At 52.0% G+C, this 16,659-nt stretch carries 15 protein-coding genes; 4 read left to right on the plus strand and 11 right to left on the minus strand.

Annotated elements, in window-relative coordinates; translation table 11 throughout:
* Positions 1 to 331: 331 nt before the first annotated feature.
* Both PPL9_RS27835 and PPL9_RS27840 read right to left on the minus strand, forming a co-directional pair.
* On the minus strand, positions 332 to 1,246 hold the full coding sequence (locus tag PPL9_RS27835) for a PhzF family phenazine biosynthesis protein (RefSeq protein WP_057465762.1): 915 nt from the start codon (positions 1,244 to 1,246) through the stop codon (positions 332 to 334).
* Between the two features lie 138 nt (positions 1,247 to 1,384).
* Complete coding sequence (locus tag PPL9_RS27840; protein ID WP_208989684.1) at positions 1,385 to 2,482, minus strand: GNAT family N-acetyltransferase; 1,098 nt, start codon at positions 2,480 to 2,482, stop codon at positions 1,385 to 1,387.
* A 358-nt stretch (positions 2,483 to 2,840) separates the two neighbouring features.
* On the opposite strand from PPL9_RS27840, the gene PPL9_RS27845 reads away from it, so the two are divergent.
* The gene (locus PPL9_RS27845; protein ID WP_057465763.1) at positions 2,841 to 4,319 is read left to right on the plus strand and encodes an SEL1-like repeat protein; all 1,479 of its coding nucleotides are present in this window, start codon (positions 2,841 to 2,843) and stop codon (positions 4,317 to 4,319) included.
* Between the two features lie 156 nt (positions 4,320 to 4,475).
* Here PPL9_RS27845 and PPL9_RS27850 read toward each other — a convergent pair whose 3' ends face one another.
* The 5 genes from PPL9_RS27850 to PPL9_RS27870 form a co-directional block, all read right to left on the minus strand.
* Positions 4,476 to 6,521 carry an alkyl sulfatase dimerization domain-containing protein gene (locus PPL9_RS27850; RefSeq protein ID WP_057465764.1) on the minus strand — a complete coding sequence of 682 codons (2,046 nt, stop codon included), beginning with the start codon at positions 6,519 to 6,521 and terminating at the stop codon, positions 4,476 to 4,478.
* Positions 6,522 to 6,644: 123 nt separating this feature from the next.
* The gene (locus tag PPL9_RS27855) at positions 6,645 to 7,070 is read right to left on the minus strand and encodes a GNAT family N-acetyltransferase (protein ID WP_057465765.1); all 426 of its coding nucleotides are present in this window, start codon (positions 7,068 to 7,070) and stop codon (positions 6,645 to 6,647) included.
* Between the two features lie 182 nt (positions 7,071 to 7,252).
* Complete coding sequence (locus tag PPL9_RS27860) at positions 7,253 to 7,693, minus strand: GNAT family N-acetyltransferase (RefSeq protein WP_057465766.1); 441 nt, start codon at positions 7,691 to 7,693, stop codon at positions 7,253 to 7,255.
* Between the two features lie 23 nt (positions 7,694 to 7,716).
* Entirely contained in the window at positions 7,717 to 8,733 is a 1,017-nt protein-coding gene (locus PPL9_RS27865; RefSeq protein WP_244273493.1) for an MFS transporter, read from the minus strand.
* A gap of 320 nt (positions 8,734 to 9,053) precedes the next feature.
* Positions 9,054 to 10,259, minus strand: coding sequence for an MFS transporter (locus PPL9_RS27870; RefSeq protein ID WP_208982001.1), 1,206 nt, complete (start codon positions 10,257 to 10,259; stop codon positions 9,054 to 9,056).
* Positions 10,260 to 10,567: 308 nt separating this feature from the next.
* Between PPL9_RS27870 and PPL9_RS27875 the strand changes: the two genes are divergently transcribed.
* Positions 10,568 to 11,065: a hypothetical protein gene (locus PPL9_RS27875; RefSeq protein ID WP_057465768.1), complete on the plus strand. Its 498-nt coding sequence runs from the start codon at positions 10,568 to 10,570 to the stop codon at positions 11,063 to 11,065.
* Between the two features lie 12 nt (positions 11,066 to 11,077).
* Positions 11,078 to 11,557 carry a carboxypeptidase-like regulatory domain-containing protein gene (locus tag PPL9_RS27880; protein ID WP_057465769.1) on the plus strand — a complete coding sequence of 160 codons (480 nt, stop codon included), beginning with the start codon at positions 11,078 to 11,080 and terminating at the stop codon, positions 11,555 to 11,557.
* 120 nt (positions 11,558 to 11,677) lie between these two features.
* On the opposite strand, the gene ilvC is transcribed toward PPL9_RS27880, so the two are convergent.
* The 4 genes from ilvC to PPL9_RS27900 all read right to left on the minus strand — a co-directional run bounded on the left by ilvC (position 11,678) and on the right by PPL9_RS27900 (position 14,821).
* Positions 11,678 to 12,697 (minus strand): ketol-acid reductoisomerase, encoded by a 1,020-nt coding sequence (gene ilvC, locus PPL9_RS27885; protein WP_057465770.1) that lies wholly within the window; start codon positions 12,695 to 12,697, stop codon positions 11,678 to 11,680.
* Positions 12,698 to 12,800: 103 nt separating this feature from the next.
* A complete protein-coding gene (locus PPL9_RS27890) occupies positions 12,801 to 13,430 on the minus strand; it encodes a TetR/AcrR family transcriptional regulator (protein ID WP_057465771.1) in 630 nt (209 codons plus the stop codon).
* Positions 13,431 to 13,685: 255 nt separating this feature from the next.
* Entirely contained in the window at positions 13,686 to 14,288 is a 603-nt protein-coding gene (locus tag PPL9_RS27895; RefSeq protein WP_057465772.1) for a YeeE/YedE thiosulfate transporter family protein, read from the minus strand.
* A gap of 11 nt (positions 14,289 to 14,299) precedes the next feature.
* Positions 14,300 to 14,821 (minus strand): YeeE/YedE thiosulfate transporter family protein, encoded by a 522-nt coding sequence (locus PPL9_RS27900; protein WP_057465773.1) that lies wholly within the window; start codon positions 14,819 to 14,821, stop codon positions 14,300 to 14,302.
* A 302-nt stretch (positions 14,822 to 15,123) separates the two neighbouring features.
* Here PPL9_RS27900 and PPL9_RS27905 point away from each other — a divergent pair, with 302 nt between their 5' ends.
* Positions 15,124 to 16,656: a triacylglycerol lipase gene (locus PPL9_RS27905; protein ID WP_244273494.1), complete on the plus strand. Its 1,533-nt coding sequence runs from the start codon at positions 15,124 to 15,126 to the stop codon at positions 16,654 to 16,656.
* Positions 16,657 to 16,659: the final 3 nt, after the last annotated feature.

The following is a 16,659-nucleotide window of genomic DNA, read 5'->3' on the forward strand; positions in this document are numbered from 1 at the left end:
GATTGTCGCGGTTCGCGATCATTATCTGTCAGCTGCCTTTTCGTCGCTATGGCTTGGAAACAAAGTTTTCCAACTACTTACGTGTCGGATACTTGTTTGAAGTTACAAGCCAAATCTTCTTGTAGCGTTACCGAGTAAGTCTCGTTTTTGCCTAATCTGTAATTTTCCTAGCGGATATGCGGATTAAACGCAAGAATTTTACTCAAAACAGGGCTCTGATTACTCAAAAGTATATGCAGCTCACGCTGAGATAATCTCAATTGGCTCACAGAGCAGTCCCAATATGCGGGAGAAGTGGAGGAGGCGGAGTGCTCTCCTCCGGTGTTCTCGATCAGAGGAGTAGTTCGCCGCGGGCGAGGATAACTGCCTGCCCGCCAATGCGGTGGGCGTGAATGGCGCCAGACCGCATCTCCATTTCCAGTGAAATGGAGGAGGGGCGTCCCATCTTGAAGCCTTGCTCAATGAGATATTTGTGTGTGCCGTCCAATGGCTGGTCGAACTCCGCAATGGACCCGGCAAAGGCGGCGACTGCCGACCCAGTTGCTGCATCTTCGCGTGGCAGGCCGTTTTCCAGATAGACCATGCGGGCGTGGAATGCGCTGTCTACATGGATGGTCTGGCGGCAGTATGCAAAGGTGTTGTTGTGGGCGATGGTGCCGAACGCTTCTTCCCAGTATTTATGAACTGGTTGGATGCGGTTGATGGCGTCCATGTCTGCGACTGGAACAAATGCAAATGGCAGGCCGGCTTCCCAAGCTTTGGGCTTGTGGTTTTCGAATGTGATTTCATTTGGTTCCAGAGACAGAGCGGCAGCAATCACATCTTTTTCGCCAAGCTTTTGAGCTGGCTTCGGCAGTCTTGGTACATCAAACTCAGCGGAGGTGGCCTTGCCTTTTTGCAGGGCGACAGCACAGCGTACCAACCCGACTTTTTCTTCCAGCAGCACCAATGCATCCATATCGTTATCCGGTGCGCCGAAACGATTTTCAGCCATCAAAACGGCGGTGCCCACGGTTGGGTGACCTGCAAATGGCAGTTCCATGGACGGGGTGAATATGCGGATGGAAGCATTATGAGCGATATTGTCTGGTGGCAGAACGAAGACGGTCTCGGAAAGGTTAAATTCGCAGGCGATCTGCTGCATCTGAGCGTCTGACAATCCCTTTGCATCCAGCACAACTGCAAGCGGATTACCTGCCAGCGCTTTATCAGTGAAAACGTCTAGCAGAGCATAAGGTCTGGCCATTTTAAAAGTCCAATTATCTCAGTTTGGTGTTGAGCTCGTGGTCTTGCATCACGGGCTCAACTTACGAAAAAGATTTGCTTGAGCGCCACTCAAGATTGTTTTGACGCCAAATACAAGTCTGCAAATGAATATAGCTCGTTAATTTAACAGGTGTGCGGTGAGCGCCAAGGCATATGGGGGGACGCTGTAGTCCTTAAGATCCTCACGGGATTTTACGATAACTGCTTCTTCCAACTCAGGTTTTTTCTGGTTTGCGTTGAAATGTGCAATTTTTGAAAGGATTTCGTCTGAGGTGAGTTGCAATGTTAAAATACGCGCGATTGCGAGGCGTGGCCCATCTTCGATTGCGAAGACGTCCCCCAACTCTCCCTGATCCAATGTGAGGCCTGTTTCTTCTTCCAGCTCGCGGGCGATGGAGCCGAAGATATCCACCATTCCGGAGGGCGTGATATCGTTGAGATCAAGATTGCCACCGGGTGGATAGACCTGACCTGCTGTTGCGGTGTTTCCTGCCATTTTGCCAAATACGAGATGGCCCTGGCTGGAACGGAGGACTGCGCAGCCAAACAGGTTTTTGGTGCTTCTGTCAGGAAAGCCCCAGTCGCGCCATGCGAGGAATTCGGAGTAGTTGATTTCTACCAGATCACCAGAAAATTGCTTTTGGTCTAAGGAGTATTGGTACAATGAAAGAACCTTACCATCCCAAAGATCCGGGTTATCGGAAATCAATGTCTGCCAGTTTTCCTTGATAGCCTCACTGTTATTGGTGGCGAAATCCCAGCAGTCGGAGGTGTTAAGGTTCAAACTGACATCTGCGATCTCATGGATTTGCGGGGTGAGATCTTTTTGCATGTGCTCGATCGGTCCAGCCCCTTTGAAAGCACTCGGTCTGTTGCTTGTGCTGTGATAGCCGTGGTGCTGATAAAAGGGAGCTGCGTTTGCATCTGATTCAAGGCGCATGCGGGTGCATTGCATGCGTTTGGCTGCTTCTTCAGCCCCTTCCAACAACCAGGCTCCGTGGCCTTTGCCGTGTGCTTCGGGCAACACAAACAGACAATCCAGCAAAGCGGTTTCTGCATTTTCCCTGGTGATGCGCGCAAAACCAAGTGGTCGTTCGTGATCGGTGATGACAAGGATTGGATCTGCCTCGATCATTTCCGGGGTGATTTTCCAATGGTCCCGAAACTCCTGCATGTCCTGCGGATCATATCCCCAGTGACCTTTGGCAGCGTGCATAATATCTGTAAGGGCAATGGCTTGGCTTTTTGCGGCGAGCCGCATCTGGCAATGCATTCTTCTTAATTCTCCAAATTCAACCAGCACCGTTTGTGCTTAAGCCCGAGGAAGTTGAGGCCAAAGATTTGCCAGTCTTCTTTTCGGTCTAGTTGAAACAACCAGCCAATAGTGGCCCAAAAGAGGAAATGGTTTCAAGTGACCAATGTGATTTGAAGGATATCCAACCCGAAAAGATTAACGATTAACTATTTGCATGAGGTTCGTAGGCTGACAAGAGCTTTCCGGGCAAGCATGACGTGTTTGCCCTCTCGCATGGCGCTCTTTCTGACCCGTGACAATCACAGTTGAGAAGGTACTCATGCGCATTTTTTTGCCACTCCTTTGCTTGCTTGCGGTTGCCAATGGCCTGCCCGCTCATGCCGTGAGTTGGCAAGCAAGTGGGAGTGAAAAGGAACTTCTGCTGTCCAAGGGTGTTGGCGGGCTGACGCTTCTTCATAACCGGGCAGGAAAGATCCACCGTTCCACGCGGGCGGAGATATCCAAGAGTGCGGTGATAACCTCCCTAAATGCAGAAGCGCTTGCGGGAAATGCGGAGGCCGTCTTTGGGCTGGCCGTGGCGCATGAGATGGGGCACGGTGTGCCGCGGGATCTACCCGTTGCCATGGAGCTTTATGAAAAAGCTGGTGAGATGGGGTTAGCGGCTGCTTACAACAATCTGGGTGAAATCTACCGGCAGGGCAAGCATGGTGCGCCTGATGCGGAGAAAGCACGTGAGCTTTATCAGATTGCTGCAGACTGGGGGGATGCCTGGGCGCAGAACAATCTTGGCCTTCTCTATCTGCATGGCATCGGTGTGGCGCGGAATCCAAAACTAGCCTTTTATTGGGTGAAAGGTGCTGCCATGGCCGGGTTGATGCAGGGCATTGAAAACCTTGCTGGCCTGTATCGTGATGGCGTTGGCGTTGAGCGGGATACCTCGCGTTCTCGTGTGCTTTATCGCAAAGCTATTTCTCTGGGCTCTATAGATGCGCATGTGCCACTTGGTGAGCTGCTGGAGAATGGAGATGGCGGCGAGGCGGACCTTGCTGCTGCAATTCGGCATTACCGTGTTGCAGCTGGTGAGGGACATTTGCTGGGCAACCATTATCTTGGCACGCTTTATGAAGACGGGGTCGGGGTCAAACGAGACCTTGAACTGGCTTTCTTTCATTACGAGCGGGCCGCACGGCGCGGGTTGGCGCGATCGCAGTTTGCACTGGGGCGGTTTTATCTGCTTGGGCAGGGAACGGAACCAAACCTGGAAAAGGCGATCCGGCTTTACAAAGCGGCGGCCAAACAGGGCAATGCACAGGCTTTGAATGATCTGGGTGTGCTTTATGAGAACGGGCGCGGTGTCCCACAGTCCTATGAGTTGGCGCTGGAGTTTTATACGGCGTCCTCAGCGCGCTTTCCGTTTGCTTTGACCAATGCCGGGCTGCTTTACCTGAACGGACGCGGTGTGCAGCAGGATGTGGAGCTGGCGAAAAAGCTGTTTCAGCAGGCCTCTGAAAGAGGAGAGCCTGTGGGAGATGTGTTGCTGGGCAAAGTCTATTTGCAGGGCTTCAATGAAGAGCCGAACCCAGGTGAAGCAGCACGGATGTTTCTGCTTGCCGCGTCCAAAGGCGTGCCGGAAGCATTTTATCTGCTTGGATACTGTCATGAAAGCGGGCGGTGTCTGGGCCGCAATCTTGTGAAGGCTCGTGACTTTTACAAGATGGCTGCTGATCAAGGATATCGTGAAGCCGAGAGGGCACTGCGCCAGCTTGAATGGCGCTTGAGAACCCAGAGCAATAATTAGAGCATGTTGCGCTCATATGCATTCACGCACCAAGCTCTAACTCTTTAATTTTGCGCGTATTCTTATCCGAAAACCGGAACCACTTTTCGGGAACACGCTCTAGATACAAAAAGAGCCGGTGTTGAGCCGGCTCTTTCAGGCATTTGTGCAAGCCTGCTATTTGCTTGGTGTACTCTGGTTGGCCTTGTCCAGCGGCACAGGGCGTACGATGTTGAACCAGAAATCAAAGCTGTCCAGCATCGCCAGCAGATCGGTCAGTTTGGAGGCTTCTCCATCCACTGTGATCATGCCGGATTTGATAGCCTCATCAAAGGTTTCCATGCCCAGCATGATGTTGTCGAGTGTGCTTCTGTCCAGTGTCACTGTGGCGTCTGCATTCTCCAGCTGGTATCCTTCAATATGACTGAGCGCTGCGTTTTGCAGTTCCATTGCATATTTCTGGTCTGTATCCGGGAAGATCCAGTTCAGCTTGATTTGCTGATCGCCCGCCTTTGTGTTGTTCAAACGCATGGCCGCGTAATCAAAGAGCAGATCCACATCCATGGAGCGGATGATATCCGGGCTGGCCGTATCAACGGCAGGCAGTTCCTGAATGCCGGACCGAAGTTCTTTAGCGCCAGAGAGGTAGAAGTTGCGCCATGGACCGGATTCTGCCTGATAGCCGAGCTGTTCTAACGCGTCTGCCTGTAGTTGTGCGGCATCTTCATTGTCTGGCTCTGCAAAGACCAGATGGTTGAGCACTTCTGCTACCCATCGGTAATCGCCCTTGTCAAAGGACTCCTGCGCTTTTTGGAGCAAGATCACCGAGCCGCCCATGAACTCGACGTATTTGGGGCCAGACAGGCGTTCTGGATACTCATGCAGTGTGGCGGGATTGCCGTTGAACCAGCCCAGATACCGCACGTAAGTGGATTTTACGTTGTGGTTAAACGAACCGTAGTATCCGCGGGTGCTCCAGTCATTTTGCAATGTTTCCGGCACTTCCAACATCTCCGCAATCTCAGTCATGCGGAAGCCATGGTTGGCCAGTCGCAATGGCTGATCGTTGATGTAGCGGTACAGATCGCGCTGGTTGCGCAGGTGTTTCACGATGGTGTCATTGCCAGACAGATGCCAGTGGTGCGGGGCGAAGAGGACTTCAACGTCCTTACCGTACTTGTAGATGGCCTCGTTGATGTACTTGGACCAACCCAATGGATCTCTGAGTTTCGCGCCACGCAATGAGTATGTGTTGTGCATTGTGTGGGTGGCATCTTCTGCAGTGCAGAGAGCTTTGAACTCCTGAATGTAGAAGAAGAACTCTGAGGGAGCCTCTGAGTCCTGAGCCATCCAGAAATCGAAGGTGAGGCCATCGATCTTATGAGTTTCGCCGTTGTCCTTGATGATATCGGTTGGCGGAATGAGCGTGACCGTGCCGCTTGATGTGGTTGGGCCGAGGCCCGCGCCGACCTGTCCTTCCGGAGAGTGCGGTAGCAGGTTGCCATACATGTAAGAGGCGCGTCTGCTCATGGCGTTGCCGGCCATTACGTTTTCTGAGACGGCATGTTCCATGAAGCCTTCGGGGGCATAGATTTTGACTTTGCCGCTGGCGACATCAGCTTCATCCACCACGCCGCGGACACCGCCGAAGTGGTCTACATGGCTGTGGGTGTAGATGATGGCTTTGACCGGCTTCTTGCCGCGCTGGGCGTAGTAGAGCTCCAGTGCATAGCGGGCGGTTTCCTCGGAGATCAACGGATCTACGATGATGATGCCTTCATCGCCCTCAATGAAGGTGATGTTGGAGAGGTCTGCCGCACGCACCTGGAAGATGCGTTCTGACACCTGAAAGAAGCCGCTCAGCAAAATGAGCTGGGACTGACGCCAGAGGCTTGGGTTGACGGTCTCCGGGGCAATGGAGCCCTGCATGATGAAGTCAAACTTGGAGAGATCGTAGACAATATCGCCCTTGGCGTTTTTGACCACGCCGCCGTCTGGCAGTGGAGCGAGATAACCTGCCTGCGCATCCTTGAAATCTTGCTCATCGGAGAAATGCAGCTGCTTCAGGATGTTTTCATAAAGATCTCCGGTGAAGCGTGTCGCCGGTTTAGTGATGGTCTCTGCGGTGGTCGCGGTGAGCGAGAGAGACCATGCGATGCTTATGGTGGCAGTTGCGCACAAGATTTGGCGGGCAAGGGATTTCTTGGTTTTTTTGAGCGTCATTCCCGACCTCCAGAGTAGAGTTGCCCTTCTCCTTATAGGCGTGCGGTTAAGGCCTCAGCTCAACCACTGTTTGAAATGAGGTTTTTGGTTGCTGAAGGCCTAATGAAGCGCTGCAACCACAGGTTAATGCGTTGAGGATATGTGTTTGTTGAAGCGCACCATGAGGCGTTCTGAAGGATCCACTCGGACAAAGCCGTATTGGCTGTACAGGTCGTGAGCATCGGGGGTTGCAAGGCCGATACTTTGAACCTCTTTGACGTTTGGATGTGAAAGAACTTCCTCCAGCAGGTGTTTGGATAGTCCTTTGCCGCGATGTTCTTCAAAAACGAATAAGTCACACAGATAGGCAAACGTGAGTTTATCTGTGATCACGCGAGCAAAGGCGACCTGTTCTCCACTGGGTAAGTAAGCGCCAAAACAGATGGAGTTGTTCAGAACGGTATCGAGTGCTTGTGGTGGTAGTCCTTCCAAGCGCCCGGATACCTCAGAAAGGAACTGGTAGACACGTTCCTTTTCAATTTTCGAGATATCGGTGCTGAATGTGATCATTGGTTCGCCTCTGCTTCAGTGTGAACACACTTTGCTTGATTGAGGGAAGGTGCTTTCTTGCGCAGTTTATTTCTTGGCGATTAAGTGATCTCTTAAACATGCAAGGCGCTGGGTTTGTTGGTTAGCGCCTTGCGAATATCATATGAACAAATTGTAGGAGGACTGCGTTGTGGTCTGCCCTCCTAAGCTTTCTGATAGGCCGTCTTGTTGTGCCGTTCCATCATGCGGTCGGGGGCTGCAAGTGGGGTGAAGCCGAATTGTTTGTAGAGGTCGTGCGCATCTGCTGTTGCCAACAGGACGCGTCGGAGGCCTTGCAGTTCGGGGTGGGCGTCGATTGCTTTCATGAGCTGTTTGGATAGTCCTTTGCCGCGATGCTCGGGGGAGACAAAGACGTCGCCCAGATAAGCAAAGGTGGCTTTGTCTGTGATGACGCGGGCGAACGCAACTTGCTCTCCATTTGTCAGATACAGCCCGAAGCACAGTGAATTTTCTATTGATCTGTCAAAGACATCCCGTGGCAAACCTTTGCTCCAATAAGAAACTTCTGAGAGGAACTGATAGATCTTGTCGCGCTGAAGTTTGTCTTTGTCGGTTGAGATTTCGATTTCCAGAGTTTGGGTCATTTTGAGCTGCTTAGGTCTGTCGTTCAGGAGATTTGGAGGCTGGTTTCAGGCTTTGGAGCCCGGACGACCAGCAAAATTGCGGCGGAGAGCAGAGTGAGCAGAGCGGAAAACTGGATGGTGTTTCCGAATGTGGTGATGCTTGCCACTGTGCCGGTCATCATGTTGCCAACCAACGCTCCAGCAAAAATGGCGTTTGTGTAGGATGCGGTGGCGATCCCCGGTCGATGGGGTGCGTATGCCTGGATGAATGTGAGGCCAAGCCCAACGTTGATGCCGTAGTACAGACCTTCCAGTGCGCAGAGCAGGTAGATTTGTGAGGGCTCTGTTACCCGTACAATCAGGAGGAAGAAGAGTGTTCCAAGCAGAGCGGAGAACAGCATAGCGTTCTTCTGGCCCAGCTTTTGAGCAGGCTTAACGACAACAAAGATGACTAAGACTTCGACGAAGCATTTGACTGAGAAGGCGAGGCCCGGGGTTGCTGTTGGGAAGCCCATTTCCTCAATGAAGAAGACGGGACCTGCGGATACAAAGATGACGTTGGCCGAGGTGAGCGCAAATATGGGCAGGCAGGCGAGGATGAGGGCGAACGGAACTGGCTCAATCCTGCCATTCTCACTGGTCTTGATCGGATGGTGGGTGGTGAAGCTTTTGGGAACGATCCAAATGCCCATCGCCAGCCAGCAGATGCTGATGACACCGGCTGTCGGGAAAATGGAGCTGACGCCGAACATGCCGTAGAGCGTGAAGGCCAGCGGTGTGCCGACCATCCAGCCCAACGACATAGCAATGCGCAGGTGTGAGTTGAACTTGGCAGGTTCCCGATTGGTTTGCTCTGCGAACAGGCGTCCAAAAGAGAACATGGTGGAGAGCACGCCACCTGAGACACCCATGAGCGGCACACCCATCAATAGCATCCAGTAGGCCGGTACTGTTGATTGAAGGCCCATGTTGAGCATGTAAAGCGTGGAGCAGAATATCAAGATAGGCTTCAGCCGTGCTCCGGCATCAATACGTGCGCCGAAATAGCGGTTTGAAAACAAAGTGATGGCTGTTGAACCGACGATGTAGACCGCGAGTTTCCATGCGGCTCGCCGAGCTCTGTGACAACATAAGAGCTGTAGAGTGGGATGAGGCAAGCAATCGCCAGAGAGCCAATGAGCATGTAGACGTGAATCAGTATTGGGAAACGATCCAGCATTGCCAGAGCCGCAGGAATAGAGCGCATGGGGAATCCAAAGGTGATGGGGAAAGACTTATGGAGTCTTGCGGGAATGTACGTATTGATACATTTCCTTGAACGAAATGCAAGCAGGAGATGTTATCGCGCTTTTATGTGCGCTGATCCGGCCAGCGCAAAGGCTCAGGATGTTTGTGCGAGCTGCTGGTGTTGGGGGGGCTTGATGACCAACAGGATCAAGGTGGCCAGAGCTGCGAGGACGATGCTGCTCAGGATTGTGTTTTGGAAGGTGGTGTAGGATGCGACAAGCCCAGTGAGGACATTGCCTGCCAGACCGCCAACGAAGATGGCATTGACGAAGTAAGAGGTCGCGATGCCGGGTTTGTGGCGGGCATAGTTCTGAATGAACGTGATGCCCACACTGGCACAGATGCCATAGTACATGCCCTCAATGATGCAGAGCATGAGCACTTGCTCAACGGAATTGGCGCTTGTGATTGTTGCAAAGAAGAGCATGGCACCCAGACCGGAGAGCAACATCATATTCCGTTCGCCAATCCGCTGTGTTGGCTTGATTGCAAAATAGATGATGATGACTTCGAAGAGGCTTTTGGTTGCAAAAGCCCAGCCGGGGACGGAGACCGAGAGGCCCATCTCCTTAATGAAGTAAACGGGGCCTGCTGAAAAGAATACGCTGTTTGCAGCAGACAAGGCGAACACGGGAACACATGCGATCAGCAACATCATGGGAACTGTGTCTGCAGTGCTGCTTTCCTGAGCGTGCTTCTTGATGTGAGTTTTCAGCGTTGCGGGGATGAACAGCAGGCAAAGGGTGAGCCAGATAAAGGCTGAAATGGCTGCTGCAAGATGGATTTCCTGAAACCCATAGGTGCCATAAAGCAGGAAGGCCGCAGGTGGACCGAAGACCCACCCAAGCGACAGGCAAATGCGCATGTGAAGGTTGAAGGTGCCCGGTTCGCGTCCGGTCTGCTCTGCAATCAACCGACCCGTGGAATACATGGTGGACAGAGCACCAGCGCTGATGCCAATCAACGGAATGCCGAAAATGATGAGAGACAGGTAGGAGGGAGCAGTCAATTGGATGAGAGCATGAACAGTGAAGGCGCAAATGTTGATGAGAAGCAATGGTTTGACGCGGTTTCCACCATCAATGAGACCACCAAAAATGCGGTTGGTGGCAAGAGACACGACTGAAAATCCGCCGATGACGAGCGCAAGATTAAACGCTGGTTCCTGCAACTCCTCAATGATGTAGGTGCTCAATAATGGGATTACGAAGGCAATCGAAAATGCGCCGAAAAACATCACTGCGAAGAATAAAATTGGGAACTTATCAAGTCTTTGTAATGGACTACTAATAGGATTCAAGAAAAACTCCACGCCCTAACCTTGCAAAAAGATGGTTTCGGGCCAATCGCTCTAATACTACGTAAATTACCTGATGAGGGTGTCGTGTAAAGTGAGCAATTTTAAGCACAGAAAAACACGGTGAAGGTCCAGGTTTTTCTGGATGTCATGTATCTCTAAGCCTTTGGAAGATTATTGATTATTGTTGATCGGATAAAGGTGAGCTGGATTTATTCTGTTTGAGCATCGCTGCTTTGCTTCTCGAATATTGACGGTTGGTTTTTTTGAATTGGCTGGGATATTTTTGGAGTGGTTGGTGGGAGGTCTGCATGCTCTTTGCCTTTATTCTTGCTCTTACGGGCATTGTATTTGGTGGCCTTATCGCCATCTTGTCAGTCTATGCGCTGATTAAAGAAAAGCGATTTGTTGACAATGAAGGGCGTGTTGTTGAGCTTGAACTTCCATTTTTTGGCAAGCTGAAAACAAACGCGGCACCGATTGCTGTGACGTTCATTGGTGGAGGATTGATTGTCTTTTGCCTGCAGCAATTTGGCAATGCTCCCAACCTGACTGAGTTGGTCGCTACGGTCAGAATTGAACAACCGCATTCCGTCAACATGGTTGCGCTGGCTGTTGTCAGCGATGAATGGGATTCCGTGGAGAGCTGGGGCAACGAGGAGGAGCTTGAGATCAAGTTAACCGTTCCCAGCAACTGGAAGTCTTATAACGGGTATCTGGTCCCGTTGGGCGACCCGGATGTTGCTCCCCGATTTTTTAATGCAGGCGAGAAGTTTAAACCGACCGTTGTTTTGAGCAAAAACCGCTAAGGAGGAGCGTAGATGATGATCCGCCATTTCGCTCGTTTTGTGATGTTTTGCGCCTTGGTTTTGGTCAATGTGTCAGCGTTCTCAATGGGGGGATGCGAGGGGAGTGATGCCGGAACGGGTGCACCAGCAGCCTCCGTGTGCGGGCAAGCTGTCGATGATCAAAATGAGCCCATCGCAAATGCACCATTACTGCTGAAAAACAAAAACAGCGAGAAGGCGATTACTGTGTTCACGGATGATCAGGGCTTCTTCAGAGCGTACAATCTGGATAGCGGCGAATATTCAATTGAGCTCCCAGAGGGTTTAGCAAGAGAGTTTTCTGTCGCTCCCTCTGATGAAGCTTTGCCTGCCAGCAGTGTTGCAAGCAGACGAGACAAGAAAACCATAGAGATTAAAGAAAAGAGCTTCTTTCAGAACATGCTCAGTTTGCAGCCTGAGGCCGTTGATGCCGGAAAAATTCAGCTTGAGGTTGAACCGAGCCTGCAGAGATAAAACTGGATGATCAGGTCTTCAGTGCATTGATCTTTATAAAAACAATCAGAGCAGCAGTTGAGGTTAAATTCAACTGCCGCTCTGATTTTGTTTTATGCGTATCCTGCGATGAGGATCAGATTAGTTCTTCGCTTTGTCGACCAGCTGGCCAGCGGAGATCCAAGGCATCATTTCGCGGAGCTTTGCACCAACTTCTTCAATTGGGTGCTCGTCGTTCAGGCGGCGTGTTGCTTTGAACTTAGCGCCACCAGCCTTGTATTCCTGGATCCACTCAGAGGTGAAGGTGCCGTTCTGGATTTCTTCCAGTACGCGCTTCATTTCTGCTTTGGTCTCAGAAGTCACGATGCGTGGGCCGGTCTGGTACTCACCCCACTCAGCGGTGTTGGAGATGGAGTAGTTCATGTTCGCGATGCCACCTTCGTAGATCAGGTCTACGATGAGCTTCACTTCATGCAGACACTCGAAGTATGCCATTTCTGGTGCGTAACCAGCTTCGGTCAGGGTTTCAAAGCCAGCGCGGATCAGCTCTACCAGGCCACCGCAGAGAACTGCCTGCTCACCGAACAGATCAGTCTCACACTCTTCGCGGAAGGAGGTTTCGATGATGCCGGAACGGCCGCCACCAACGCCGGATGCGTATGCCAGACCGAGGTCTTTTGCGTTGCCTGTTGCGTCCTGATGAACAGCGATCAGACAAGGTACACCGCCGCCTTTCTGGTATTCGCCGCGTACGGTGTGGCCTGGGCCTTTTGGTGCAACCATGAGAACGTCGATGGTGGACTTAGGCTCGATCAGACCGAAGTGAACGTTCAGGCCGTGTGCGAAAGCGATTGCTGCGCCATCACGGATGTTGCCTGCGATATCTTCTTTCCAGATGTCTGCCTGCAGCTCATCAGGAGTTGCCATCATCATCAGGTCTGCGTCTTTTGCAGCTTCTGCAACAGTCTTACAAGTGAAGCCGTCTGCTTCAGCTTTCAGGCGTGTTGTGGAACCTTCGCGCAGAGCGATGGTGATGCCTGCAACGCCGCTGTCTTTGAGGTTCATTGCATGTGCACGGCCCTGAGAACCGTAGCCGATGATGGTGATGTTTTTGCCCTTGAGCAGGTTCAAATCGCAATCGCGGTCATAATATACGCGCATGGTAGTACCCTTTGTTTCGCCCGTGCCTTTCCCAAAGCACGTATGGTCTAGTTTTTGGTTTGCGTTTCCCTGAAAATCTGTTTCCACTTTCCAGAGAGGCGCTTTAATTCTGTGCTCCGTAGAGCTGTATGAACTGTTTGACTGCTGTTTGGGCAGCCAGTTCCAAGTCTTTTGCCGATGCCTGTGCGGTGCCGCCCAAAAGCATGCGGATGTGCTGATCGCGAACGACCAGCCCGTAAAGTGTGCTGTAGGCTTCCTGCGGGTCTTCGCAGTGCAGGTAGCCAAGTGTGCATCCTTTTTCCAGCAATGCTGTGGTCTGTCTGCCAATGCGGGCGCGGCCACTCTTTTCGAGGATGGCGCCGAGACCGGTTTCAGATTTGCTGGCTTGCCCGATGGCAAGTCTGTTCAGGGCCAGAGAAACGTCGCCGGAGATGGTCTCCAGCAGATTTCTGGCAAATTCTTCCAATGCGGCGCGCAGGCCGTCTTCGCTCATGTTTGCGGCTGGATCAGCACCCGGAATAACCTTGGAGGCCTGACGGGTCACGATTGCAGCCAGCAATCCATCGCGATCTCCAAACCACTTGTAGAGGCTCTCTTTCGAGCACCCCGCAGCGCGAGCGATGGCGGCTGTTGTCAGCGCTTTTTCGCCGCCTTCCACCAGCAGCTCCAGCGCTTTGTCCAGTACCGCACGCTGGCGGTCTGTAAAGTCTGGTTGTTCTGGCTCAGTGGACATATGCGGTTCTAATTCCAGCGGTTTGGCTTGTTTGATTTTCTGTACCGTACGGTACGGTACGGTTATGCCGTAGAATCGAAATGGATGCAACAGGAAAGTGAGGGAAAATACAGTGTGGGCGCAATAAAATTAGGTGTCTTAAGGTGAGTTTGATTTGATCCTTTCTCATTCACACAAAAAAATGCCCCGAAGGTCTGTGCTCCTCCGGGGCATTACTGATCTGAACCAAAGTCAGTTCAGTTGGGGGCTCTTCAATTATGCATGTGCAGCATTTGATCTGGCAGCTGCATCGTTGTTCTGATCCATGCCACGATCTACTTTCCATGGGCGGTACATTTCCAACGCAATCATGACTACGACGAGGGCAGCTGCGGTGATGAGGCCGAGCATCCAGAAGGGCAGGGATGGGAACAGGTCCGCGTAGGTGATCTTGCCAAGGCTGCCCATGTCCAGCACGCCGTCAATGAGGGATTTGTTGTAGCCGTAAAACGCTGCACCCATGATGCCGCCGATGATGGTGAGCCATGCGTCTTTGTAGCCGCGGCCAATCTGAGCGAAGACTGTGCCCGGGCACGCACCTGCGATGGCGATGCCTGCGCCGAGGATGGTGCCGCCGACGATGATGTTGCCAACAACAAAGCTTTTCGGGTGCAGCTCGGCAAGACCGAGTGCAGTCAGGCCAGAGAGGGCAACGAGGCCGGTGGCTGTTGCTGCGAGGAACATTTTAAGCATGGTGTAGTCTTTGAAGAGGAACTGGCCGATGAGCACGCCGGGTTCCATGACACGGGACTTTTCCAGTGCGACGCCGAAGATGATGCCCATGGTGAGGCCGAGGATAACAAGCCAGAAAATTTCCATATGACCTCTCCTTAGGATGCGCGGTTGTAAAGAAGGTTGGCGGTGACGATGCCACCTGCGAACATGGCCGCAACAGCGACACTGGAGCCAACGCTGAGCTGTGCAAGGCCGGAGATGCCGTGGCCTGATGTGCAGCCGCCTGCGATGCGGGCGCCAACCAGCAGAACGAAGCCACCGATGAAGCCTTGCAGGAGACGAACAACCGGGGCTGAACTTGCACCGATGGTCTTCCAGCTTGAAGAGGAGAAGCTGGCTTTACGGCCACTTGCTTTGTAGGAGATCAGAGCGCCCAGAGCGATGCCGATCACCAATGCGCTTTGCCAGAAGTATTTGTCCTTGGACATGTACTTGGTGAAGTACTTGATCTCCGTGATGCTGGAATCAAACAGCGAGAAGATGAAGCCAGTGCCGGTGACGAAAGAGGATGATGCCCCCAGCGCAGTATCAACCAGCAGAAATGCCGGGATTTGCAGGAGCCCAATAATTATGCCCGCCAGGTAGGGGGACCAAACGTTTTGCCTGAGAAGATCCAATTGATTGCCCTCCGATCTCTCCCTAATTTAGTATATTAATATATGCTAATAAACTAATATACAAGAGGGATTTGTAGGGGAAGTGTGATTTAGATGAGCTGAATGAATTTGTTCTTCCAGCAAGATCATCCAGATATAACGCAATAGTTTCATCAGCGTTGGTTAGGTTATCTGTTGTTTGCTGGATGAACATCCATCCGCATTTCAAATATATGAAATATGGAATTCATAGTCCTACTATTGGTTATTGTGAGACCCGCGTTTTCCTTCAGGATGTAGTTGCTTTGCATTCGGGGGGGATGATGTCTTTATTTGAGTATAAAGGGAATGACGCGCGACAGCTTATGTCTGATGCTTTGGACTTGATGCTTTATAGTTATCACGGGTTGGATGATGCGCTTGGGAGTGCGTATCAAGCCAACGGGTTCTCGCTGGGAACACTGGTCGGAACTCTTTGGGGAACTGAAGATCAAGCCGGATTGTTGAGCGGAGAGAGTGAACAAGCGGCACGCGACAGGATTGAGGAGAAGGGATGGACGGTCCTTTCTGCTGCTGATCTTGGGTATGATGGCGCAATCGTTGATCACAACGGGACGTTTCAGGGAGAGACGTTCAAGTTCAAAGATGCGCAAGCGGATGTGCTGGCCAAATATGATGATCAAGGCAACATCACGCAGGTTGCGCTGGCGTTTCGTGGAACGACGGGGACATTGGACAACCTTGTTACCGACACGATTGGGGATGTGATCGACTATCTTGAGTTCTTCAAGGATGAACCGCATTACGTGGAAGAAGCGTTCGGCGGGCTGCTTGCTGCTCTGAAGGATTTCATGGTTGGGCATGGTCTGGATGGTAGTGATCTGGTTGTGACAGGCCATTCGCTGGGTGGCGGTGCTGTTGCCAACATGGCAGAGCGCAGCAATGACTGGCTGGATGGCTTCTTTGTGGATGCCAATTACATGTCATTTGCCAGCCATTATACGCCGGAGGATGGTGCGGCTGTTCTAGACAGCGGGGCTGAGCTTTTCAGCTTTGATCTGGAAAACGATCCGGTGCCCTCGACGATCTCGTCTGATGGTCTGGATTTGACGGGTAACGATACGGACTACGGCTACGACACCAGCAATATCGTCATTTTCAATGATTGGTATGATACACCGCTGTTTTGGGATGGGGGCGGTTTGCTCAACCTGCCGAGCTGGTCGGCGCATCTGCCGTTTAATTACAGCACGGCATTCAATGCCATCAACGCCTCCGAGTTCTATAGCGAGATGAACCGGGACAGCGTGGTGATTATCTCCGGGCTTTCTGATCAGAGGCGTGATGATACGTGGGTTGAGGATATTCCAATTCTGCTGGACCCAACCGGTCACCTTGGACAGGATGCCTACATCCTCGGATCAACCTCCAATGACCTGCTGCGCGGGAATGATGGTGATGATGCGCTGGAAGGGTTTGCGGGTGATGATCATCTGCGCGGAGAAGACGGCAATGACCGGCTACTCGGCGGGGCAGGAGATGACATTCTGGAAGGTGGTGACGGCAACGACGTTCTGCGGGATGGTGCGGGCCGTGACTTCCTTGTTGGGGGAGATGGTGCCGACACGTTTTGCTTTGCGGATGATGGTGTGAAGGATGTGATTGATGACTTCGACGTTGGCGAGGACACCATTGATCTTTCCGCAGCTGGTGTGAGCTCTTTTTCAGAGCTGGATATCGATGAGACTGTGCTGGGAGGATGGATCACCATATCCTATGGCAATGATGTGCTGGAGGTGGATACGGGATGGGTGTTTACTCATAGCCTGAGCGCTGAAGACTTTGTCTTTGCGTAGCAG

This window comes from Pseudovibrio sp. POLY-S9 (genome assembly GCF_001431305.1).
Classification (GTDB): domain Bacteria; phylum Pseudomonadota; class Alphaproteobacteria; order Rhizobiales; family Stappiaceae; genus Pseudovibrio.